Genomic DNA, 22,235 nt, shown 5'->3' with positions numbered 1-22,235 from the left:
CTCAGCCCTCCCGGGTCGCGACGCGGTCGACGATGCTCACGGCGTCCTCGGTGACCTCGCCGGTGCCCTCGGGGCCGTCGACCTCCATGAGCCGGACCTGAACGCGCTCGGCGGTGGAGGTCGGCAGGTTCTTGCCCACGAAGTCGGCCCGGACGGGCAGCTCGCGGTGCCCGCGGTCCACGAGGACGGCCAGGCGCACGGCGGCGGGGCGGCCCAGGTCGGCGATCGCGTCGAGGGCGGCCCGGACGGTGCGGCCGGAGAAGAGGACGTCGTCCACGAGCACGACGACGGCGCCGTCGAGGGGGACCTCGGGCAGGCGGGTGGGCATCGGGGTGCGGGCCGTGCCGCGGCGGAGGTCGTCGCGGTAGAGCGTCACGTCCACCTCGCCGACGGCGGCGGTGGGGTCGAAGGCCGGCTCGATGCGGGCCAGCAGGGCGCCGAGCCGCCGGGCCAGGGGCGCCCCGCGGCGCGGGATCCCCATCAGGACGAGACCCTCGGCACCCTTGTTGGACTCGAGGATCTCGTGGGCGATCCGGGTCAGCGCCCGGTCGATCTCGGACGCGGACAGCACGGTCCGGGCAGCACGAGGTGCGGCGGGATCAGTTCCCATGCCGGCGCCTCCTTCCCCGCCTCACAGGACGGCTCTTAAAGGATGCGTGGTTCGTCCCCGGGCGCCTGTGGGCCCCCGTGCGGGACGTCGCCGACTCTACCAGCGAGGCCCGCCCCACGGCGCGGATGACGCGGTGCGGGACGGGCCTCGTGACGGAGCTCTCGGCGGCTCAGGCGAGCAGTGTCGACTTGACCTGCTGCAGGCGGCCGAGCAGACCGTTGACGAACTCGGGCGAGTCGTCCGTGGACAGCTGGGCGGCCAGGGCGACGGCCTCGGAGATGGCGACGGCGTCCGGCACGTCGTCCTGGAACAGCAGCTCCCAGGCCCCCACGCGCAGGATCGCCCGGTCGACGGCGGGCATGCGGTCCAGGGACCAGCCGCGGGAGTAGGAGCTCAGGGCCTCGTCGAGCCGCTCCTGGTCCGCGATGACGCCCTCCACGAGCCGCTGGGTGTAGGCGTTCACCTGCAGGTCGGTGCTCTCGCGTCGGGTGCGGATGCCCTCCAGCGCGGTGGAGCCGCGCTGCTCGGCCTCGAACAGGATCTCCACCGCACGCTGCCGGGAGCGGCTGCGCGCCGTGGCCCCCCGCTTGGCAGCGGAGCCGGCGGAGGCCCGCTCAGTCATTGACGCGGCCGAGGTAGTCGCCGGTGCGGGTGTCGACCTTGACGCGGGTGCCCTGCTCCACGAAGAGCGGCACCTGGATCTCGGCGCCGGTCTCCACGGTGGCGGGCTTGGTGCCGGCGGACGAGCGGTCCCCCTGCAGGCCCGGCTCGGTGTAGGTGATCTCCAGGACCACGGACGCCGGCATCTCGAGGTACAGCGGCGTTCCCTCGTGCAGGGCGATGACCACCTGGGTGTTCTCGAGCATGTACTTCGCGGCGTCGCCGACCACGGCCCCGGGCACGGTGATCTGGTCGTAGTCCTTGACGTCCATGAACACGTAGTCCGCGCCGTCCTGGTAGAGGTACTGGTAGTCGGAGCGGTCCACGGTGGCGAACTCGACCTTGGCGCCGGCGTTGAAGGTCTTGTCCACGACCTTGCCCGTGGTGATGTTCTTCATCTTGGTGCGGACGAACGCGCCGCCCTTGCCCGGCTTGACGTGCTGGAACTCGGTGACGTTCCAGAGCTGGCCCTCCAGCTTCAGGACGGCGCCGTTCTTGATGTCGTTGCTCGTTGCCACGTGTGTGTGCTCCCGATCGGTCTCGCGGACCGTCACGGGTCCGCCTGCAGTGGGTGGGGTCTTGGATGTGCGCGGGCCAGTCTACGGGAGGCCCCGCGCGGGGCCGGGGTCAGCGGCGGCTCACTCCGCGATCTCCTGGTACGCCGCGAAGAGCAGGGACGCGTCCGGGATGTCCACGGTGGTGGGCTGCGCGAGCCCGTCCAGCAGGACGAAGCGCAGCTGGTCGCCGCGGTTCTTCTTGTCCCGGCGGATGCCCTCGAGCAGGGTCTGCCACCGGTCCCCGCGGTAGGAGACGGGCAGGCCCAGGGCCGTCAGCACCGACCAGTGGCGGTCCGCGGTGGCGTCGTCGAGCCGGCCGAGGGAGCGGGCCAGCTCCGCCGCGAAGACCAGGCCCACGGACACCGCGGCGCCGTGGCGCCACTGGTAGCGCTCGGCGAGCTCGATCGCGTGCCCCATCGTGTGGCCGTAGTTCAGTGCCTCGCGGGCCCCCGACTCGCGGGGGTCGCGGGAGACGACGTCCGCCTTCACCCGGATCGAGCGCTCGATCAGCTCGCGCAGCCGCGCGGAGTGCGGGTTCTGGGCCTGGGCCGGGTCCTCCTCGATGAGGTCGAGGATCGCGGGGTCGGCGATGAAGCCGCACTTCACGACCTCGGCCAGGCCGGAGATCAGCTCGTTGGCCGGCAGGGTGAGCAGCGTGTCCAGGTCGGCCAGCACGCCGGCCGGATTGTGGAACGCCCCCACCAGGTTCTTGCCCTCGGCGGTGTTGATGCCGGTCTTGCCGCCCACCGCCGCGTCCACCATGCCCAGCAGGGTGGTGGGCATGTGCACGACGCGGACGCCGCGCAGCCACGTGGCCGCCACGAAGCCGGCCAGGTCGGACACGGCGCCGCCGCCCACGGAGACGATCGCGTCCGACCGGGTGAAGTCGTTCTGGCCGAGCACCTGCCAGCAGAACCCGGCCACCTGCAGGTGCTTGCCCTCCTCGGCGTCCGGGATCTCGGCGGTCAGTGCGGTCAGGCCCACGGCCTCGAGGTCGTTCTTGACGACGTCGCCGGTGGCCCGGAGGGCGCGCGGATGGATGACCAGCACGCGTCGGACGGTCGGGCCGAGCATGTCCGGCAGGCGCGCGAGCAGGCCCCGGCCCACCACCACGTCGTAGCCGCCGTGCACGGCCGCCTCGTGGCCGCCGGCCACGGGGATGACCGTCACGTCCTCGGGTGCGGCCGGAGCGGCCGCGGGCGCCGCCCCCGGGGTCTCCTGCTCGGTGATGTCCGGCTCACGGTCGGTCATGGGTGTGACTCACTCCTTCGGGGGCGGTGGGCGTCCCCCACGATACGCCAGGCCGCCTCGGCGGCCGTCAGGCCTGTGGTGTCGAGCACGAGGTCGGCGACCTCGCGGTACAGCCCCTCGCGTTCGGCGAGGATGCGCCGCCAGGTCCCGGCGGGGTCTCCGGCCAGGACGGGGCGGCCCGCGCCGCCGCCCACGCGGCGCAGCGCCTCCTCCTCTCCGACAGCGAGGTAGACGACGTCGGAGTCCGGCCCGGCCAGCGCGCGGCGGGTGCCCGGATGCAGGACGGCGCCGCCGCCGCACGAGAGGACGCACGGGGCGGGTCGGCCGAGCACATGGCCGATGACGCGCGCCTCCTCCGCCCGGAACGCGGCCTCGCCGTGCTCGGCGAAGAACTCCGGGATCGGGCCGTGCACCTGGGCGAACAGCTCGTCGGAGTCCACGAAGGGCAGCCCGGTCACGGCGGCCACGGCCCGGCCGACCGTCGTCTTCCCGGCCCCCATCGGGCCGACGAGGACGATCCGGCGGGCCGGGCGCGTGTCCGGGTCCTCGTCGGCCGCGGCGGCCACCGTGGCCGCGGCCGTCAGGCGCGCCTCGAGGGCACCGGTCATGCCCTCCCACGGGCACACGGTGACGGGCCCGGGGACGGGACGCGTGCTCGAGTCCGGTCCCGGGGCCGGCGCGGTCCCGGGGGTGTCGGTCACGGCAGGGGGTCGCCCATCGGGCCGTCCGCCACGACGTCGGCGCCCGGCTCCGGCAGGGCGGGGACCGCGGCCTGGAACGCCTCGAGGTTGCGGCGCGTCTCGGCCACGGAGTCGCCGCCGAACTTCTCGAGCATCGCGTCGGCCAGGACGAGGGCGACCATGGCCTCGGCGACAATGCCCGCGGCGGGCACGGCCGCCACGTCGGAGCGCTGATGGTGGGCCGTGGTCTCCGCGCCCGTGGCGACGTCGACCGTGGGCAGCGCGCGCGGCACCGTGGCGATCGGCTTCATCGCGGCGCTCACGCGCAGCAGCTCGCCCGTCGACATGCCGGCCTCGATGCCGCCGGCCCGGTCGCTCGTGCGCCGGGGGCGACCGTCCGCGCCGCGGGCGATCCCGTCGTGGGCGGCGGAGCCGCGTCGGGCGGCCATGGCGAACCCGTCGCCGACCTGCACGCCCTTGATCGCCTGGATGCCCATGAGCGCCCCCGCCAGCCGCGCATCGAGGCGGCGGTCCCAGTGCACGTGGGAGCCCAGGCCGATCGGCACGCCGTACGCCAGCACCTCCACGACGCCGCCGAGGGTCTCCCCGGCGTGGTGGGCGTCGTCGACCTCGGCGACCATCGCCGCCGAGGTCTGCGGGTCGAGGCAGCGGACCGGGTCGGCGTCGAGGCGGGCCTCGTCCTCGGGGACGGGGAACGGGTGGCCCTCCGGCAGGGCGGCCTCCCCGAAGGCCACGGTGTGGGAGACGATCCGCACGCCGAGCTCGCCGAGGAAGGCGCGGGCGACGGTGCCCAGGGCCACACGGGCGGCGGTCTCACGGGCGGAGGCGCGCTCGAGGAGGGGGCGGGCCTCGTCGAAGCCGTACTTCTGCATGCCGGTCAGGTCGGCGTGGCCGGGCCGCGGGCGGGTGAGCGCCGCGTTGCGGGCCAGACCGTCGAGCTCCTCCGCGGGGACGGGATCGGCGGCCATCACCTTCTCCCACTTGGGCCATTCCGTGTTGCCCACCTGGATCGCCACGGGCGAGCCGAGGGTGCGGCCGTGGCGGACGCCGCCGAGGATCGTCACCGCGTCCTGCTCGAACTTCATGCGGGCGCCGCGCCCGTACCCCAGGCGGCGGCGCGCGAGCGCGTCCTGCACGTCCTGCGTCGTGACCGGGATCCCGGCCGGCAGTCCCTCAACGATTCCTGTGAGCGCGGGGCCGTGAGACTCCCCCGCTGTCAACCAGCGCACCATGGCGTGCAGTCTCTCACGCACGGGGCACCGCGCCGCCACGTGTGACCGGACGGGACGCACCGGATCCGGCGTTCGACGCTCAGCCGGCGGCCGGTCCCAGGGCGTCCGCCGCGGCGCGCGTCACCGCCGCCCAGTCCGGCTCGGGCATCCCGGCCGCGGCGCGGGGCCGGGCCGTGAACAGCCGGACCTGCTCGATGCCCTGGTGCAGCAGCATGGACAGCCCGGACGCCACCGGACCGACCTCCCGGGACCAGGCGGACGCCAGCACGGAGGGCCACGGGTCGTAGGCCGCGTCCAGCAGGGGCGGCAGGGCGGCGCCAGCCGGCACGTGTGCGGCCAGGGCGTCCGCGGCGCGCGGCGGCAGGGTGGCGACGACGGCACGCAGCCCCGGTGCCCGCCGGAGCAGATCCGGCTGGCCGAGGGTTGCCCAGCGCAGCCCGAGCGCGTCGGCCAGGGCCGTCACCTCGGCGGCGCGGGCGGCGTCGCGGACGCCGAAGAGCACCGCGTCCGCCCCGAGCGTGGCGGCGGCGAGGACGGCCGCCGTCGCGGTCCCCCCGTTCCCGAGGACGCCGACGGTCCCGCCCCGGGCGGCACGGTCGAGGCCGGCCGCGGCGAGGGCGCCGAGGATGCCGTCCACGTCCGTGTTCTCGGCGTGGACGACCCCGGGGGCGGAGGGGTGGTCGCGCACGAGGGTGTTCGCGGTGCCCAGGAGGCGGACGCGGTCGCTGACGTGCCCGGCGGCGGCGACGACCGCCCGCTTCAGCGGCATGGTGACGGAGCAGCCGAGCCAGTCCTGCCCGCGGGCCGCGGCCGCGCCGCCGTCGGCCGTGCCCGGGGCGCCGAGGTGTTCGGCCGCGAAGGCGAGCACCTCGTCCTCGCCCAGGTCACGGCGGCCGTAGTCGACGTCGAGGCCGAGGACCCGGTAGGCGGCCGCGTGCAGCACCGGGGAGAGCGAGTGGGCGATCGGCCGGCCCAGGACCGCCGCGCGCAGCACGGGGCGCATCAGCACACCCCCGGGTTGGACGCGCAGTAGCGCTGCAGGGTGCGCACGTGCTGCTGGTGCTCCTCATAGGTGCGGGAGAACTCGGTGTGGCCGGTGCCGATGTCCGTGGTCACCCAGTAGTAGGCGTCCGTCTCGGCCGGGTCGAGGGCGGCCTCGACGGCCGCGTCGGAGGGCATGCCGATCGGACCCGGCGGCAGGCCCGGGTGCACGTACGTGTTGTAGGGGTTCGAGGCGTCCTGCCGCTGGCCCGAGGTGAAGCTGAGGCTGCGCACTCCGAGGCCGTACGTGACGGTGGCGTCGATCTGCAGGAGCCCGTGCGTCTCGGTGTTGTCCGGGGCGAGGCGGTTCTCGATGGCGCCGGCGACCTGCCGGTAGTCCTGGGGCAGGGCCTCCGCCTCGAGGATGGAGGCGATCGTGAGCACGCGCTGCTGCTCGGCCGGGTCGCGGACGTCGAGGGCCTCGAGCTCGGTGAGGGTGGGCCGGACCAGGGCGTCGAGCACCTGCCCGGCGGTGGCGTCGACGGGGAGGCGGTACTCCCCGGCGTCGAGCCAGCCCTCGAGCGTGCCCGCCTCCCCGGGGACGCCGTAGCGGGTCGGGTCCTGGGCGGCGGCCTCGAGCTCCTCGCGGGGCAGCCCCGTGGCCTCGGCGACGGCGTCCAGCACCTCGGTGAGTCGCCGCCCGCGCTCCACGAGCACGTAGTGCACGGCCCCGTCCGTGGCACCCTGGAGCACCGCGAGGGCCTCGGCCGCGGGCATCCGCTCGCGCAGCACGAAGTCCCCCGAACGGACGAGACCGCTGCCCGTGTCCCGGGCAGCGCGCTCGAAAGCACGGGCTGAGCCCACGATGCCGGCCCGGTCCAGGCGGGCCGCCACGGAGCCCAGGTCCTCGCCCGGCTCCACCGAGAACGTCACCTCGTCGCCCTCGACGGCCGTGTGGTCGGGGCCGCTCAGGAAGCCGCGCACGATCAGCCCGACCACGACGGCGAACGCCACCAGCACCGTGCCCAGCACCAGCGCGGTCCGCCGCCGGCCGGCGCCGCGGTCGACCCGCGAGGCCGGGTGGGACCCGGTGCCCCGGCGGCGCAGGAGCATGCGAGGCCGGCGTGGGCCGGCCGCGCCGGCCGGCTGGGACGGGGCGCCGACGTCGGCCTCGTCCGCCTCGTCGTGGGCGAAGCCGAACACGTCGAGGTCGTCGTGGACGTCGGCCTCGTCGTCGAGCAGATCGTCCCAGTGGTCCTCACGCCGAGCGTGCTGGTGGTCGCCGGTCACCGGATCGGCTCCCGGTCCTGGCCGGCCCAGCGCCCGGTGCGGCGCTGCTCGTCCACGGCGGCCTGCAGGATCGCGACGGCGGCCGCCTGGTCGATCACGCCGCGGCTGTCCTTGACGGACCGGCCCGCGGCCCGCAGTCCGGCCTGCGCGGAGACCGTGCTGAGCCGCTCGTCGACGAGCCGGACCGGCACGGGGTGGCCCGCCTCGACCAGGGCGGCGGCGACGGCGTCCGCGTAGTCGAGGGCGTCCTGCGTGGACGGCGTGTGCTCGCCCCGCAGATTCACCGGCAGACCGACGTACACGGCGACGACGTCGAGCTCGCGTGCGTGGGCGACGAGCTCGTCCACGTCACGACGTCGACGCGCATCCCGCCGCAGGGTGGCCACGGGGGTGGCGATCAGGCCGTCGGGGTCGGCCGACGCGACGCCCACGCGGGCACGGCCGACGTCGACGCCGAGGGTGCGCCCCCGACGCACGGCGTCGCTCACCACGGCGGCCCCGTCCTGACCTTCGCTCACGTCCGCCTCAGGCCGCGCGCACCGCAGCGACGACGGCGTCGAGCGCGTCCCCGACGCGCGTGACGTCCTGGCCGCCGCCCTGGGCGACGTCGTCCTTGCCTCCGCCCCCGCCGCCGAGCACGCCGGTGGCGGTCTTGACCATGGCGCCCGCCTTGAGGCCGGCCGCGCGGGCGGCCTCGTTGGTCGCCACGACCACGAGGGGCCGGCCCTTGGCCTCGGCCGTGAGGGCCACGAGCACGGGCGTGCCCGCCGCGTTGCCGCCGGCCGACTCGATCCGGGCGCGCAGGTCCAGCACGAGGGAACGCAGCTGGTCCCCGGCCACGTCGCCGGCGTGGTGCGCCAGCACCCGCACCGACGTCCCGGCGGACGTCGTGACGTCCTGGGCCTGCCCGGCGAGCTGCCCGGCCTGGGCCTGCAGCGCCTGGGCCCGCAGCTCCGCGACCTGCTTCTCGGCCGCCTTGAGCCGGTCCAGGGTGGCGCCGATGCGGTCCTTGAGCTCCTCGGCCGGGGCCTTGAACATCTCCGAGAGCTCGGAGACGAGGGTGCGCTCCGCGGCGAGGTGGCGGAACGAGTCCAGGCCGACGAGCGCCTCGACGCGGCGGTTGCCCGAGCCCACGGACTGCTCGCCGAGCAGGGTCAGCGAGCCGATCTGCGCGGTGCGGCCCACGTGGGTGCCGCCGCACAGCTCGCGGGACCAGGCGCCGTCGATCTCCACGACGCGCACCCGGTCGCCGTACTTCTCGCCGAACAGGCTCATCGCGCCGAGTGCGCGCGCCTCCTCGAGGCTCATCTCCTGGGTGAGCACGGCGTGGTCGTCGCGGATGGCGATGTTCACCACGTCCTCGACCTCGGAGCGGGCCCCGGCCGAGAGCGCCTCGGCCCAGCGGAAGTCGAAGCGCAGGTAGCCCTCCTTGTTGAAGGAGCCGGACTGGGTGGCCTCGGGGCCGAGGATCTGGTGCAGTGCGGCGTGCACCAGGTGGGTGCCGGAGTGGGCCTTCTCGCCGTCGAGGCGGCGCTGCAGGTCGATCGCGCCGAGGGCCTGCGCGCCGGCGGCGACCTCGCCGTCGAGGACCTTGACCCTGTGCACGGACAGCCCCTTCACGGGGGCCTGCACGTCGAGCACCTCGAGGCGGAAGCCGTCGCCGGTGATCAGGCCGGTGTCCGCGGCCTGGCCGCCGGACTCCGCGTAGAACGGCGTGGCGTCCAGGACGAGCTCGAGCTCCGTGCCGGCGCCGGCGGACGCGACCTCCTCGCCGTTCTGCAGCAGGCCGCGCACCACGGACTCGGTGGTGTGCTCGGTGTAGCCGGTGAAGTGGGTCTGGCCCTCGGCGCGCAGGCGCTGGTACACGGCGGTGTCCGTGTGGCCGGCCTTCTTGGCCTTGGCGTCCGCGCGGGCGCGGTCGCGCTGCTCGGCCATGAGGGCGCGGAACCCGGCCTCGTCCACGGCGACGCCGGCCTCCTCCGCGATCTCCAGCGTCAGCTCGATCGGGAAGCCGTAGGTGTCGTGCAGCTCGAACGCGTCCGGGCCCGCGATGCCGCCGCCCGCCGAGCGGGCCTGGCCCACCGCGGCGTCGAGGCGGGCCGTGCCCGCGGCGATGGTCCGCAGGAACGCCTTCTCCTCGGCGTAGGCGATCCGGGAGATGCGCTCGAACTCGTCCGCGACCACCGGGTAGGTGCCCTTCATCGCGTCCCGGGAGACCGGCAGCAGCTCGGGGAACACGGGCTCGGTGACGCCCATCAGGCGCAGGGCGCGGACCACGCGGCGGATGAGGCGGCGCAGCACGTAGCCGCGGCCCTCGTTGCCGGGGCGCACGCCGTCGCTGATCAGCATCAGGGCCGAGCGCACGTGGTCGGCCACCATGCGCAGGCGGACGTCGTCGTCGTAGTGCGGGTCGGCCGGGTCCTCGGTGGAGGTGTAGGCGCGGCCGGCCAGCTGCGCGGCACGGTCGAGCACGGGGCGGACCTGGTCCGTCTCGTACATGTTCTCCACACCCTGGAGGATCATGGCGAGCCGCTCGAGGCCGAGACCGGTGTCGATGTTCTTGTGCTCGAGCTCGCCGGAGATGTCGAAGTCGTCCTTCGAGCGCACCGCGGAGAGGCGGTACTGCATGAACACGAGGTTCCAGATCTCGATGTAGCGGGTGTCGTCCGCGGCCGGGCCGCCGTCGACGCCGTACGCGGGGCCGCGGTCGTAGAAGATCTCCGAGCAGGGGCCCCCCGGGCCGGGCTGGCCGGTGTTCCAGTAGTTGTCGTCCTTGCCCATGCGCTGGATGCGCTCGGGACGGACGCCCACGTCCTCGCGCCAGATGCGCTCGGCCTCGTCGTCCTCGCGGTACACGGTGACCCAGAGGCGCTCGGGGTCCAGGCCGAAGCCGCCGTCCTCGACCGACGACGTCAGCAGCTCCCAGGCCATCGGGATGGCCGTCTCCTTGAAGTAGTCGCCGAAGGAGAAGTTGCCGCACATCTGGAAGAAGGTGCCGTGGCGGACGGTCTTGCCGACCTCCTCGATGTCCGCGGTGCGGATGCACTTCTGCACCGAGACGGCGCGCGGGCTCGGCGGGGTCTGCTCCCCCAGGAAGTACGGGATGAACGGGACCATGCCGGCCACCGTGAACAGCAGCGACGGATCCGGCGAGATAAGCGACGCCGACGGCACCACGCGGTGCCCCCTGGACTCGAAGAAGGCGGTCCAGCGGCGGGCGATCTCCTGGGACTTCATGCGGGGGTGTCCTTCTGCGTGGTGGTGGTCTGGGGGCGGGCGGCGCCGTGCGACGGCGGCTCCACGGTCTCCCCGGAGATGATCGGCCCCGTGGGGGGCAGGTAGGGGGCGGCCCAGGGGGCCTGGGAGCGCACGCGGTCTGCCAGGCGCCGCGCGCCGTCCTGCAGAGCGGCCGCCGCGGCGTCGGCGGCGGCCTCGCCGGCCTGGCGGGCCAGATGCTCCGGGTCCAGGCGGGCGGAGAACCCCGCGCGCCCCCCAGCGGAGCCGGGGCCCGACGTCCGCGCGTCGGTCCCGTCCGTGGCCGGGTGGGCACGGTCGCCGAGGGCACGGTGTGCGAACCAGCCGGACGCGGCGCCGGCGCCGACGAGCAGCAGCGAGCGGAGCATAGCGGGGCCTCCTTCGGACGGCAGGGATTCCGGCCCCACCTTACCGGGCGCGGCGCCGATCCCCGGCGGCGGGCCCGGGGACGCCGCAGGCCCGGCCACCTCCGAGAGGTGACCGGGCCTGCGGGACGCGCGGGGCGCCGTCGTCCGGGACGGGCCCGGACGGGGCGGATCAGCGCGCGTAGTACTCGACCACGAGCTGCTCCTCGCAGGTCACGGGGACCTCGGAGCGCTTCGGGCGACGGGTGAGGGTGGCGCGCAGCTTGTCGATCTCCACGGTCAGGTAGCCCGGGGTGGCGGGCAGGACCTGCTGGTGGGCGCCGGCGGCGGCCAGCTGGAAGGGGACCATCTTCTCCGAGCGCTCGTGCACGTGGATCATCTGGCCCTCCTTCACGCGGAACGAGGGGACGTCCACGCGCTTGCCGTCCACCATGATGTGGCGGTGCACGACGAGCTGACGGGCCTGCTGGATGGTGCGGGCGAAGCCGGCACGCAGCACGAGGGCGTCGAGGCGCTGCTCGAGGAGCTCGACCAGGTTCTCACCGGTCAGGCCGGCGGTGCGCTTGGCCTCCTCGAAGTAGCGGCGCATCTGGGCCTCGCGGATGTTGTACTGGGCGCGCAGACGCTGCTTCTCCTTGAGGCGCACCGCGTAGTCCGAGTCCTGCTTGCGGCGGGCACGGCCGTGCTGGCCGGGGCCGTACGGACGACGCTCCATGTACTTCTCGGCCTTGGGGGTCAGCGCGATGCCCAGGGCGCGGGAGTGCCGCACGGTGCGGCGGGTGCGAAGGTTGCCACTCATGGTGGACCTGCCTTTCCTTGACGTGCGGCACGGTTCGGGTTTGTCTCGAGGTCTCGTCCGGGCGCCGGGGCGCACGGGTCAAGGGGCCTCGAACCTGGCCTCCCCGCGATCCTGAGGAGAGCTGAGGGGCGTGCCGCCGCCCGTCATCCACTGATGCGCTGCGCGTCCCTCGCCCGGGCACGCGGGCGTCCGCGGGGATCCGAGCGAGGGGGATGCGTCCGGGGCGCAGCGCCTGCCAGACCGGTCCACCTTACCAGAGCGACGACGACGGGGCGGTCCGGGGCTCAGGCGCGCGGCGTGGCCGCGGTGCCGGGGTCCGCGCCGAGGAGCTGACCGGCCTGGTCCAGGTGGGAGGCCTCGACCAGCACGTCGTACGACTCGGCCTCCATGGTCTGCAGGGACGTGAAGTCGCGCCTGCCGCCGGTGGCCGCGTGGCCGATCGCCCCGAAGACCGCCCCCCACAGGGCGCCCAGGCCCAGGGAGATCAGCAGGATCCAGAGGAACCCGAAGCCGGGGGCGAAGATCGAGAAGAGCAGGCCGAGCAGGAGGCCGAACCACAGGCCCTGCAGCCCGCCGCGGACGGCGGCCTTGCCGGTGGTCATCCGGCCCAGGACCTGCTCCACGGAGCGCAGCCCGGTGCCCACGATGCGCACGCGCTCCACGGGGAACCCGGCGTCGGAGAGCTGGTCCACGAGGGCCTGGGCCTCGGCGTAGGCCGGGACGGAGCGCAGGATGCGGTAGTCGGCCTGCGGGAGGGCGGGGCCGCCGGCGCCGGGGCGGCCGTACGGGGCCGGCTGCTGCGCGGCGGTGTGCTGGGGGGTGGACTGCTGCGGAGTGGACTGGGTCATGGGGGCGGCTCCTTCTGTTCCTTCTGTGCGTCGGTGGTGCATGGGGGCGCGAGCGGGCGAGGAGTCGGCGGGCCGACGTCGACCGCCCCGCTCATCCCTGGACAACCGGTGATCCGGGCGTCTTTATTCCGCGCGGCCGCCCGAGGCGTCCGCCCTCGGGCCCGGCGCGCGCTCAGTCGCCGCGGATGATCCGGCGCAGCGCGGCCACCTGCTCGGTGAGCCGCTTCTCGTGTCCGATGGGCTTGGGCCGGTAATAGTCCCTCCCGACCAGGGGGTCCGGCGCGTACTGCTGACGGGCGACGGCGTGCGGCTCGTCGTGGCTGTAGACGTAGCCCTGGCCGTGGCCGAGGGCCGCCGCGCCGGGGTAGTGCGCGTCCCGCAGGTGCGCCGGCACCGCGCCCGTGTGGCCGGCCCGCACGTCCGCGATCGCCTCGTTCACGGCGGTGTAGCTCGCGTTGGACTTCGGCGCGGTGGCCAGATGCGTCACGGCCTGCGCCAGGATGATGCGTCCCTCCGGCATGCCGATCAGCTGCACGGCCTGGGCGGCGGCCACGGCGGTCTGCAGCGCGGTCGGGTCGGCCATGCCCACGTCCTCGGACGCGGAGATGATCAGCCGCCGGGCGATGAACCGGGGGTCCTCCCCCGCCTCCAGCATCCGGGCGAGGTAGTGCATCGACGCGTCCACGTCCGAGCCGCGGATGGACTTGATGAAGGCACTGATCACGTCGTAGTGCTGGTCGCCGTCCTTGTCGTAGCGCTGGACGTGGTGGTCCATCGCCTGCGCGGCGTCCTCCTCCGTGACCGCGACGGCGCCCTCCCCCGCCCGGCCGGCCTCGCGCGCCTTGTCCAGGGCGACGCCGGCCGCGGCCTCCAGCACCGTGAGCGCCCGCCTCGCGTCGCCGCCGGCCATCCGCACCAGGTAGTCCCGCGCGTCGTCCTGGAGCACCACGGCGCCGTTGAGCCCGCGCTCCTGGGTCACCGCACGGTCCAGCAGCCCGACGATGTCGTCGTCCGTGAGGGGACGCAGCGTGAGCAGCAGCGACCGGGAGAGCAGGGGTGCGATCACGGAGAAGGACGGGTTCTCCGTGGTCGCGGCCACCAGCACGACCCAGCGGTTCTCGACGCCCGGCAGCAGCGCGTCCTGCTGCGCCTTGGAGAAGCGGTGGATCTCATCGAGGAACAGGACGGTGGTGCGCCCGTAGAGGTCCCGTTCGCGCTGGGCCTGCTCCATCACCTGCCGCACGTCCTTCACACCGGCCGTGATCGCGGACAGCTCCGTGAACGTGCGCCCGGGGGCGCGGGCGATCACGTGGGCCAGCGTCGTCTTGCCGATGCCCGGAGGCCCGTAGAGGATGACCGAGCTCGGTCCCGCGGCGGAGTCCGGATCGGGCTCGGCGAGCTTGCGCAGCGGGGAGCCCGGCCGCATGAGGTGCCGCTGGCCCAGCACGTCATCCAGCGTGCGCGGGCGCATGCGCACGGCCAGCGGTGCGCCGGGGTGCGGGGCGGCCACGGTGCCGGCCGGGCCGTCGTCGTCGGCCCCGTTGTGGGCGGCGCTGAAGAGGTCGTCCATCGGGTCCAGGGTAGTCCTCGGCCCGCGGGGGCGTGGGTGGCATCATGGCCGCATGAGCCCCGCCGCCCCGCGCACCGACCACACCCACGTCCTGCTGCTGCGCGGGATCAACGTGGGGCGGAGCAACCGTGTCGGCAAGGACACGCTGATCCGCTGGGCCCAGGCCGCCGGCGGGGAGGCGGTCACCACCCACCTGGCCAGCGGCAACGTCCTGTTCCGGGCGTCCTCCGACGCGGCCGCGGAGGGCGTGCGGCAGGGGTTCGCGCGACGGGCGCGTGAGGAGGGCGGCCTCGACGTCCCCGTGGTCCTCGTGGACGTGGGCACGCTCCGGCGCGCCCTGGAGCTGCACGACGCGCTCCCCTGGGCCGGCGGCGAGCCGAAACGCACGCAGCTCACCGTGCTCGAGGACGACCCCGCACCCGAGGCGGCCGCCGCCCTGGCCGCGCTCGACCACGGGGACGACCGACCCGCGGGGCCGGATCGCACGGCCCTGGAGGGACGGCTGCTGTGGATGCGCTGCGCCGCGGGGGTCGCCGACTCCCCGCTCACTCCGGCCCGCCTCGACCGGGCGCTCGGGGTGCGCGGCACGGCCCGGAACCTCACGACGGTGCGGGTGCTCGCGGGGCTGCCGAGCGAGGACTGACCTCGGCGGACGGCACGCGGGGCGTCCGGGGCGTCGACACCCGCGGGACACCGCGCGCTGGCCGGGACGTCACGGACCGTTCACATCCGTGCGATGGGGTGACCCCGTCCTCCGCCTCCCTGCCCTGACTGGAGCATCCATGCCTCGCCTCGCACGCCTCGCCACGGCCGTCACCGCCGCGACCCTGTCCACGGCCTTCCTCGCCCCGGCCTCCCTCAGCGCGCCCGCCCCGCACTCGGCCACGGCCCAGCGCGCCGCCATCGCCGCCAACCCGTCCGGCAAGAGCATCGAGCTCACCCGCGCCGGCACCCACGAGACCGGCGTGTTCGGCGAGTCCGCCGCCGAGATCCCGGCCTTCGACGCGGTCTCCGGCCGCCTGTTCGTGGTGAATGCGCAGCGCGGCGCCGTCGACGTCATGCGCCTGGGCGCCGACGCCGCCCCCGTGGCCGAGCGGACCCTCTCCGCCGAGGGCCTGCGCACCGCGGACGGCTCCGTCACGGACAAGGGCGCCACGGTGAACTCCGTCGCTGTCTCCGGCGGTGTGATGGCCGTCGCCGTCGAGGCCGCCGAGAAGACCGACCACGGCTGGGTCGTGTTCTTCGACACCACCACCCTGCGCTACCTCGGCGGCGTGCGGGTGGGTGCCCTGCCGGACTCGCTGGCCTTCTCCCCGAACGGGGCGTACGTGGTGGTCGCCAACGAGGGCGAACCGGCCGACGACTTCTCCGTCGACCCGGAGGGCACGATCTCCGTGGTCTCCGTACCGAAGAACGCCCGGCAGTTCTCCCGCCTGACCCAGGACGCGGTGCGCACCGTGGACTTCCGCGCCTACGACGCCGGCACCGCCCTGCCCGCCGGCGTGCGCGTCTCCGGCCCCGATATGGCGGTGCCCGCCGGTCACGAGCCCGCCGGTCGGGTGGCTCGCAACCTCGAGCCGGAGTACGTCACCGTCGACCCGACCGGACGCACCGCCTACGTGTCCGTGCAGGAGGCCAACGCCGTCGCCGTCGTGGACCTGAAGTCCGCCACGCTGGAGGACCTCTGGGCGCTGACGCCCACCGATTGGTCCACCGAGGGCGTGCTGGACGCCTCGGACAAGGACGGCGGCATCGAGCTGGGCCACTGGCCGGTCGACGGCCTGCCCATGCCCGACGGCATCGACACGTACCGCTGGCGCGGTCAGAACCTGGTCGTCACCGCCAACGAGGGTGACGGGCGGGAGTGGGGCGACTTCAACGACTCCGAGCGCGTCAGCGACCTGGACCTGTGCGCCGCCGAGTTCCCGGGGGCCAAGGCCCTGCAGAAGAAGGATGCCCTGGGCCGCCTGAAGGTGCTCACCGACCTCGGCTACGACTCTGAGCGCGAGTGCCACTCCTCCCTGACCACACTGGGCGGCCGGTCCTTCTCCATCTACACCGCGGACGGCACCCGCCTGTTCGACTCCGCCGGCATGATCGAGGAGCAGATCGCCCGGCTCGTGGCCGCCGGCGAGCTGCCGGAGCACGCGTTCAACGCGAACAACGACGAGACCCCGTCCGGGGACTCCCGTTCGGATGACAAGGGCCCCGAGCCCGAGTCCGTGGTGGTGGGCACGATCCAGGGCCGCACCTACGCGTTCGTGGGCCTCGAGCGCATCGGCGGCGTGGTGGTCTTCGACATCACCGACCCGCGGAACGCCACCTACGTGGACTACGTCAACGACCGTGACTGGGATGCCGCGGGCGACGACGCCACGGCCGGCCTGGGTGACATGGGCGCCGAGGGCCTGACCTTCGTGCCGGCCGACGAGTCCCCCTCCGGCACCGCCCTGCTGATCGTCGCCAACGAGGTCTCCGGCTCGACCACCGTGTACGAGGTGAATCCGACCCGTCGTCAGTGATCCGCTGACGCGGACCGGTTCCGGGCGCGTTGCAGAATGGCTGCATGAGAGCCGTTCTGCAACGCGCCCGTTCCGCGTCCGTGACCGTCGACGGCAAAGTCGTCGGCTCCTTCGAGGGCGAGGGGCTGGTGATCCTGCTCGGCGTGACCGTCGACGACACCGAGGCCGAGGCCGTCCAGGTGGCCCGCAAGGTGGCCGGGCTCCGCATGCTCGACGGCGAGCGGTCCCTCACCGACGCCGGTGCCCCGGCGCTCGTCGTCAGCCAGTTCACGCTGTACGGCGACGTGCGGAAGGGCCGGCGGCCGTCCTGGACGCGCGCGGCGAAGGGCAACCAGGCCGAGCCGCTCTACGAGCGGTTCACGGCCGAGCTCGAGGCCGCCGGCGTGCGCGTGGAGCGCGGGGTGTTCGGCGCGAAGATGGACGTCTCCCTCACCAACTCCGGGCCGTTCACGCTGATCGTGGACTCGGACGAGCTGGCCGGGCCGCAGCGCGGCTGAGGCGGGCCCGATGCGGACCCGCCCCGGGCCCGCCGCGGGCCCGGATCAGGCTCCCGGCTCGGCCTCGGCCTGCTTCGGCTCCGGCTGCGCGTCGACGCCGGCCTCCTTGCGCTGCTGGGCGGTGATGGGCGCCGGTGCGGCCGTCAGCGGGTCGAAGCCGCCGCCGGTCTTCGGGAACGCGATGACCTCGCGGATCGAGTCGGTGCCGGCCAGCAGGGCGACCACGCGGTCCCAGCCGAACGCGATGCCGCCGTGCGGCGGGGCGCCGTACTTGAAGCCCTCGAGCAGGAAGCCGAACTTCTCGTTCGCCTCCTCCGGGGACAGGCCCATGACCTCGAACACGCGCTCCTGCACATCCTGACGGTGGATGCGGATGGAACCGCCGCCGATCTCGTTGCCGTTGCACACGATGTCGTAGGCGTAGGCCAGGGCCGAGCCCGGGTCGGTGTCGAAGGTGTCCGCGAACTCCGGCTTGGGCGAGGTGAACGCGTGGTGCACGGCGGTCCAGGCGCCCGCGCCCACGGCGACGTCGCCCGAGGCCACGGCGTCGGCCGCCGGCTCGAACATCGGCGCGTCCACGACCCACACGAACGCCCAGTCGGCGTCCTTCGCGGCCACGCCGTCACCGGCGTCGGTGAACAGCCCGCAGCGACGGCCGATCTCCACGCGGGCCGCACCCAGCAGCGCGCGGGACTCCTTCGGCTTGCCGGCGGCGAAGAACACGCAGTCGCCCGGGTTCGCGCCCACGGCGGCGGCCAGCCCGGCCTTCTCCTCCTCGGAGATGTTCTTGGACACCGGGCCGGTCAGTTCGCCGTCCTCCTGGATGAGCACGTAGGCCAGGCCCTTGGCGCCGCGCTGCTTGGCCCACTCCTGCCACGCGTCGAGGGTGCGGCGGGCCTGGGAGGCGCCGCCCGGCATCACGACGGCGCCCACGTACTCGTTCTGGAACACGCGGAACGGGGTGTCCTTGAAGTACTCGGTCAGGTCCGTCAGCTCGAGGCCGAAGCGCAGGTCCGGCTTGTCCGAGCCGTACTTCTCCATCGCCTCGGCGTAGGTCATGCGGCGGATCGGCGTCGGCACGTCCACGCCCACGAGGGCCCACAGGGCCTTGACGATCTTCTCGCCGAGGGCGATCACGTCATCCTGCTCCACGAAGGAGGCCTCGATGTCCAGCTGGGTGAACTCGGGCTGACGGTCCGCGCGGAAGTCCTCGTCGCGGTAGCAGCGGGCGATCTGGTAGTACTTCTCGATCCCGCCCACCTGCAGCAGCTGCTTGAACAGCTGCGGCGACTGCGGCAGGGCGTACCAGGAGCCGGGAGCCAGGCGGGCCGGGACGAGGAAGTCGCGGGCGCCCTCCGGCGTCGAGCGCGTGAGGGTCGGGGTCTCGACCTCCACGAAGCCCTCGCCGTGCAGCAGCTCGCGCGCCGTCCGGTTGACCTCGGAGCGCAGGCGCATGATGCGCGAGGGCTGCGGGCGGCGCAGGTCGAGGTAGCGGTGGCGCAGCCGGGCCTCCTCGCCGACCTCCACGTGCTCGTCCACCTGGAACGGCAGCGCGGCGGCGGTGTTGAGCACCGTCACGGTCTCCGCGATCAGCTCGATCTCACCGGAGGGAAGGTTCGGGTTCTCATTGCCCTCGGGGCGGCGCTCGACCGTGCCGGTGACCTGCAGAACCCACTCGTTGCGCAGCGGGTCGAAGTCCGCCTCGTCCCGCACCACGACCTGGGCGAAGCCCGAGGCGTCGCGCAGGTCCACGAAGGCCACGCCGCCGTGGTCTCGCCGCCGCGCCACCCAGCCGGTGACGGTGACGGTCTGGCCGATGAGCGAGGCGTTGAGCTCGCCGAGGGAGTGGGTGCGCAGCACGAGGATCCTCTCCGTCCGGTCGCCGGACGATGTGCGGGGTTCATGTGATGGTCGACGCCGTGTGATACGCCTGCGGGGCGGGCGCGCGCCGTTCCCGTCAGTCTAGTGCCCCGTCCACACTGCCCCAGCCCAGGAGGACCCCGTCATGACCGCCGCCCTGCAGCGCCGCCTGACCCTGCTCCACGCCGTCGCGATCGGCCTCGGCTCGATGATCGGCGCGGGCGTGTTCACCGCGATCGGCCTGGCGGCCGCGCTCACCGGCGGCCACCCCGGCCTGCTGTACGGGGCCCTGGCGGTCGCGGCCGTCGCGGCCCTGTGCAACGCCCTGTCCACGGCGCAGCTGGCCACCGTCCACCCCGAGTCCGGCGGCGCCTACGTCTACGGCCGGCGGCAGCTGCACCCGTGGGCCGGCTTCGTCGCCGGCTGGGGCTTCGTCACGGGCAAGACCGCGTCGGTGGCCGCGATGGCGGCCACCCTCGGCCTGTACCTCTTCCCCGACGACGCCGCCGCGGCCCGGTGGACGGGCGTGGCCGCCGTCGTCGTGCTCACCGGGGTGGCGATGGCGGGCGTGACGCGGACCGCGCAGGCGACGTTGGCGATCCTCGTGCCCGTGCTCGCCGTGCTCGTGTTGGCCATCGGCGCAGGCCTGGCGCGCGAGGCCCCCGGGGGCTCGGCGGCGGCGCTCGGCGTCGACTCCCCCGTGCAGGGCGTGCTCATGGGCGCGGGCGTCCTGTTCTTCGCGTTCGCCGGCTACGCGCGCGTGGCCACCATGGGTGAGGAGGTCATCGACCCCGCACGCACGATCCCGCGCGCCATCCTGATCGCCCTCGCCGTGACCGTGGCGCTGTACCTGCTGCTCGCCACGGCGCTGATCTCGGGCCTCGGGACCTCCGGGCTGGCCCGGTCCCCCGCGCCCGTGCGCGACCTGCTCGAGACCGCCCTGGGCTCCGGCTGGGGCTGGGTGGCCGTGGCCGGCGCCGCCCTCGCCGCGGCCGGGGCCATGCTCAACCTGCTGACGGGCATCTCCCGCACCGCCCTGGCCATGGCCCGCGAGTCCGACCTGCCCCGCCCCCTGGCACGGGTCCATGCGGGGACCGGCACGCCGTGGACGGCTCAGCTGACGGTGGCCGCGGCCGTGATCCTGCTCCTGCTCACCACGGACATCCTCACCGTGGTGGGCTTCAGCTCGTTCGGCGTGCTCGTCTACTACGCGGTGGCGAACCTGTCCGCCCTGACCCTGCGCGGGGACGACGACGGCCGCCGCCCGGCCCGGCCGCGCCCGCTGCGCGTGCCCCGCGCCGTCAACGTCCTCGGCCTGGCCCTGTGCCTGCTGCTCGCCCTCAGCCTGCCGCCGATGTCCGTGGCCGCGATGGCGGGCGTGTTCCTGATCGGGGTGGGCGGGCGCGCGTTCGTGCGGGCCGGGCGCCGGGGCCGGTGACCCGACGCGCAGACACCCACCGCCGCCGCACACCGGGGCCGGCACAGCGGCCGCGTCCGCTCAGTCCTGCGCGCGGGCGACCTGCGGCAGCAGGTCCTCGGCCGGCGGGGTCCAGTCGGCCGGGTCCGCGCCGTGCTGCTCGCCGGAGCGGATGTCCTTGACCTCGTGGACCCGCGCGCCGGCGTCGTCCCGGCCCATGAACCAGACGAACGGGATGCCGCGGCGATCCGCGTACTTGATCTGCTTGCCGAACTTCTCCGCGGACACCGCGACCTCCGCGGGGATGCCGCGCTCCCGCAGCAGGGCCGCGACGTCCTGGGCCTCGGACCAGTCCTCGTCCGCCGTCAGCGCCACGTACACCGCGGTCGGCACGGAGCGGGAGGCCACGGCCATCTGCTGGGACAGCATGCGCATCACCAGCCGCGTCACGCCGATGGACAGCCCGACACCGGGGAACACGCGGTTCCCCTTGGACGCGAGCGCGTCGTAGCGGCCGCCCGAGCAGATCGAGCCGAGCTGCTCGTGGCCCACCAGGACGGTCTCGTAGACGGTGCCCGTGTAGTAGTCCAGGCCGCGCGCGATGGACAGGTCCGCCACGGCGCGCCCGGGGGCGCGGCGGTGCAGGGTGGCGACGACGTCGGCCAGCTCGGTCAGCCCCTCCTCGAGCAGCTCGTGGGTCACCCCCAGGGCGCGGACCCGCTCCACGAACGAGGTGTCCGACGTGCGGATGTCCGCCAGGGTCAGCGCCTGCGCAGCCTGCTCGGGGCTCGCGCCGACCTCCTCCTGGAGCAGCCGCGCGACCTCCTCCGGGCCGACCTTCTCCAGCTTGTCGATGCTGCGCAGCACGCCGGCGGTGTCCTCCAGGCCGATGCCCCGGTAGAAGCCCTCGGCGAGCTTGCGGTTGTTCACGCGGATGAGGAAGTCGCCGATCGGCAGGGCGCCGAGCGCCTCGGCCATCACCAGTGCGACGTCGGCGTCGTACCGGGGCGAGAGGGCGCCGTCACCGACGACGTCGATGTCCGCCTGAGTGAACTCGCGGGCGCGGCCCTCCTGGGGGCGCTCCCCGCGCCAGACCTTCTGCATCTGGTAGCGACGGAAGGGGAAGGCGAGGTGGCCGGCGTTCTCCACGACGTAGCGGGCGAACGGCACGGTGAGGTCGAAGTGCAGGGCCAGGCGCTTGGGGTCGGCCGGGTCCTTGGGATCGCGCAGGCCCGCGGCGACCTCCTCGTCCTCGGCCAGGCGCGAGACCGCGTAGACCTCCTTGTCCACCTCACCCTTGCGCAGCAGCTGGCCCAGGGTCTCCACGGCCCGGGTCTCGATGCCGGCGAACCCGTGCAGCTCGAAGGTCCGCCGCAGCGTGTCGAGCACGTGCTGCTCCACGAGCCGCTCGGCGGGCAGCCACTCGTGGAAACCGGACAGGGAGGCCTTGCGGGACATGGCGATCCTTCGAGACGACGACGGCGGGGACGCACGACGGTCCCCCGCCGGCGCACCGGCCCATTCTAGGCGCGGGCGCTGTCCGGCCCGGTACGCTGGCCCTGTTCGTGTCCATCCCGACCGGCCGCATCCCTCGACGACTGCGTGCCGGCGCAGTCAGGGAGAGTTCCAGCGGTGACCAATCACATGCAGCCCGACGACCAGCAGTCCCCCGCCACCGAGGCCACCCCCGCGTCGGCCGAGGCCGCCGAGACGACCGTGCCCGCCGAGGCCCGTCCCGTCCCCGAGATCGTCCCCGACGCCCCGGCGCACGGTGATTCCTCCCAGCCCGCCGAGGCGTCGGGGACGATCTCGGGGACGGG

The 22,235-nt window shown here is 74.3% G+C and carries 20 protein-coding genes and 1 pseudogene; 5 read left to right on the top strand and 16 right to left on the bottom strand.

The genetic code is table 11. The annotated features are described in order from the left end of the window. Nucleotide 1 precedes the first annotated feature (1 nt). The 14 genes from pyrR to FLM69_RS02600 all read right to left on the bottom strand — a co-directional run bounded on the left by pyrR (nucleotide 2) and on the right by FLM69_RS02600 (nucleotide 14,119). Nucleotides 2–610 carry a bifunctional pyr operon transcriptional regulator/uracil phosphoribosyltransferase PyrR gene (pyrR, locus tag FLM69_RS02665; RefSeq protein ID WP_087114165.1) on the bottom strand — a complete coding sequence of 203 codons (609 nt, stop codon included), beginning with the start codon at nucleotides 608–610 and terminating at the stop codon, nucleotides 2–4. A 169-nt stretch (nucleotides 611–779) separates the two neighbouring features. Next, nucleotides 780–1,232 carry a transcription antitermination factor NusB gene (nusB, locus tag FLM69_RS02660; RefSeq protein ID WP_141842943.1) on the bottom strand — a complete coding sequence of 151 codons (453 nt, stop codon included), beginning with the start codon at nucleotides 1,230–1,232 and terminating at the stop codon, nucleotides 780–782. After that, entirely contained in the window at nucleotides 1,225–1,788 is a 564-nt protein-coding gene (efp, locus tag FLM69_RS02655; protein ID WP_002857030.1) for an elongation factor P, read from the bottom strand. Before efp ends, nusB begins: the two co-directional genes overlap by 8 nt. Nucleotides 1,789–1,908: 120 nt before the next feature. Further along, nucleotides 1,909–3,078, bottom strand: a complete 1,170-nt coding sequence (gene aroB, locus FLM69_RS02650; RefSeq protein WP_081097731.1) for a 3-dehydroquinate synthase — start codon at nucleotides 3,076–3,078, stop codon at nucleotides 1,909–1,911. Further along, the gene (locus tag FLM69_RS02645) at nucleotides 3,075–3,686 is read right to left on the bottom strand and encodes a shikimate kinase (protein ID WP_254184000.1); all 612 of its coding nucleotides are present in this window, start codon (nucleotides 3,684–3,686) and stop codon (nucleotides 3,075–3,077) included. Before FLM69_RS02645 ends, aroB begins: the two co-directional genes overlap by 4 nt. An 89-nt stretch (nucleotides 3,687–3,775) precedes the next feature. Beyond that, complete coding sequence (gene aroC, locus FLM69_RS02640) at nucleotides 3,776–5,011, bottom strand: chorismate synthase (RefSeq protein ID WP_134377128.1); 1,236 nt, start codon at nucleotides 5,009–5,011, stop codon at nucleotides 3,776–3,778. A 79-nt stretch (nucleotides 5,012–5,090) separates the two neighbouring features. Beyond that, nucleotides 5,091–6,014, bottom strand: a complete 924-nt coding sequence (locus tag FLM69_RS02635) for a shikimate dehydrogenase (RefSeq protein WP_141842939.1) — start codon at nucleotides 6,012–6,014, stop codon at nucleotides 5,091–5,093. Further along, entirely contained in the window at nucleotides 6,014–7,282 is a 1,269-nt protein-coding gene (mltG, locus tag FLM69_RS02630) for an endolytic transglycosylase MltG (protein ID WP_141842937.1), read from the bottom strand. Before mltG ends, FLM69_RS02635 begins: the two co-directional genes overlap by 1 nt. Continuing rightward, a complete protein-coding gene (gene ruvX, locus FLM69_RS02625; protein WP_181743467.1) occupies nucleotides 7,279–7,800 on the bottom strand; it encodes a Holliday junction resolvase RuvX in 522 nt (173 codons plus the stop codon). Before ruvX ends, mltG begins: the two co-directional genes overlap by 4 nt. Before the next feature lie 7 nt (nucleotides 7,801–7,807). Continuing rightward, nucleotides 7,808–10,519, bottom strand: coding sequence for an alanine--tRNA ligase (gene alaS / locus FLM69_RS02620; RefSeq protein WP_141842932.1), 2,712 nt, complete (start codon nucleotides 10,517–10,519; stop codon nucleotides 7,808–7,810). Further along, nucleotides 10,516–10,905, bottom strand: a complete 390-nt coding sequence (locus tag FLM69_RS02615; protein ID WP_141842930.1) for a hypothetical protein — start codon at nucleotides 10,903–10,905, stop codon at nucleotides 10,516–10,518. The genes alaS and FLM69_RS02615 overlap by 4 nt, the downstream gene beginning before the upstream one ends. Nucleotides 10,906–11,074: 169 nt before the next feature. After that, complete coding sequence (gene rpsD, locus FLM69_RS02610; protein ID WP_036313685.1) at nucleotides 11,075–11,701, bottom strand: 30S ribosomal protein S4; 627 nt, start codon at nucleotides 11,699–11,701, stop codon at nucleotides 11,075–11,077. 284 nt (nucleotides 11,702–11,985) lie between these two features. Continuing rightward, a complete protein-coding gene (locus FLM69_RS02605; protein ID WP_020621560.1) occupies nucleotides 11,986–12,549 on the bottom strand; it encodes a general stress protein in 564 nt (187 codons plus the stop codon). 172 nt (nucleotides 12,550–12,721) lie between these two features. Beyond that, nucleotides 12,722–14,119, bottom strand: a complete 1,398-nt coding sequence (locus FLM69_RS02600) for a replication-associated recombination protein A (protein WP_041103678.1) — start codon at nucleotides 14,117–14,119, stop codon at nucleotides 12,722–12,724. A gap of 52 nt (nucleotides 14,120–14,171) precedes the next feature. On the opposite strand from FLM69_RS02600, the gene FLM69_RS02595 reads away from it, so the two are divergent. The 3 genes from FLM69_RS02595 (at nucleotide 14,172) to dtd (ending at nucleotide 17,138) form a co-directional block, all read left to right on the top strand. Further along, a complete protein-coding gene (locus FLM69_RS02595) occupies nucleotides 14,172–14,762 on the top strand; it encodes a DUF1697 domain-containing protein (protein ID WP_044659816.1) in 591 nt (196 codons plus the stop codon). 139 nt (nucleotides 14,763–14,901) lie between these two features. Beyond that, nucleotides 14,902–16,641 (top strand): choice-of-anchor I family protein, encoded by a 1,740-nt coding sequence (locus FLM69_RS02590; protein WP_044659817.1) that lies wholly within the window; start codon nucleotides 14,902–14,904, stop codon nucleotides 16,639–16,641. A 44-nt stretch (nucleotides 16,642–16,685) separates the two neighbouring features. Next, complete coding sequence (gene dtd, locus FLM69_RS02585) at nucleotides 16,686–17,138, top strand: D-aminoacyl-tRNA deacylase (RefSeq protein WP_141842928.1); 453 nt, start codon at nucleotides 16,686–16,688, stop codon at nucleotides 17,136–17,138. A 45-nt stretch (nucleotides 17,139–17,183) separates the two neighbouring features. On the opposite strand, the gene aspS is transcribed toward dtd, so the two are convergent. Next, nucleotides 17,184–18,998 (bottom strand): aspartate--tRNA ligase, encoded by a 1,815-nt coding sequence (gene aspS / locus FLM69_RS02580; RefSeq protein WP_044659819.1) that lies wholly within the window; start codon nucleotides 18,996–18,998, stop codon nucleotides 17,184–17,186. 145 nt (nucleotides 18,999–19,143) lie between these two features. Between aspS and FLM69_RS02575 the strand changes: the two genes are divergently transcribed. After that, nucleotides 19,144–20,436: an APC family permease gene (locus FLM69_RS02575; protein ID WP_044659820.1), complete on the top strand. Its 1,293-nt coding sequence runs from the start codon at nucleotides 19,144–19,146 to the stop codon at nucleotides 20,434–20,436. Between the two features lie 60 nt (nucleotides 20,437–20,496). On the opposite strand, the gene hisS is transcribed toward FLM69_RS02575, so the two are convergent. After that, nucleotides 20,497–21,873 carry a histidine--tRNA ligase gene (gene hisS / locus FLM69_RS02570; protein WP_141842926.1) on the bottom strand — a complete coding sequence of 459 codons (1,377 nt, stop codon included), beginning with the start codon at nucleotides 21,871–21,873 and terminating at the stop codon, nucleotides 20,497–20,499. 174 nt (nucleotides 21,874–22,047) lie between these two features. On the opposite strand from hisS, the pseudogene FLM69_RS02565 reads away from it, so the two are divergent. After that, a pseudogene (locus tag FLM69_RS02565) lies at nucleotides 22,048–22,235 on the top strand (hypothetical protein); the annotation flags it as partial.

The organism is Micrococcus sp. R8502A1, assembly GCF_006704135.1.
Taxonomy (GTDB): Bacteria; Actinomycetota; Actinomycetes; order Actinomycetales; family Micrococcaceae; genus Micrococcus; species Micrococcus luteus.
The sequence above is the reverse complement of the archived record's forward strand: the minus strand, read 5'-3'. Positions and strand labels throughout refer to the sequence as shown.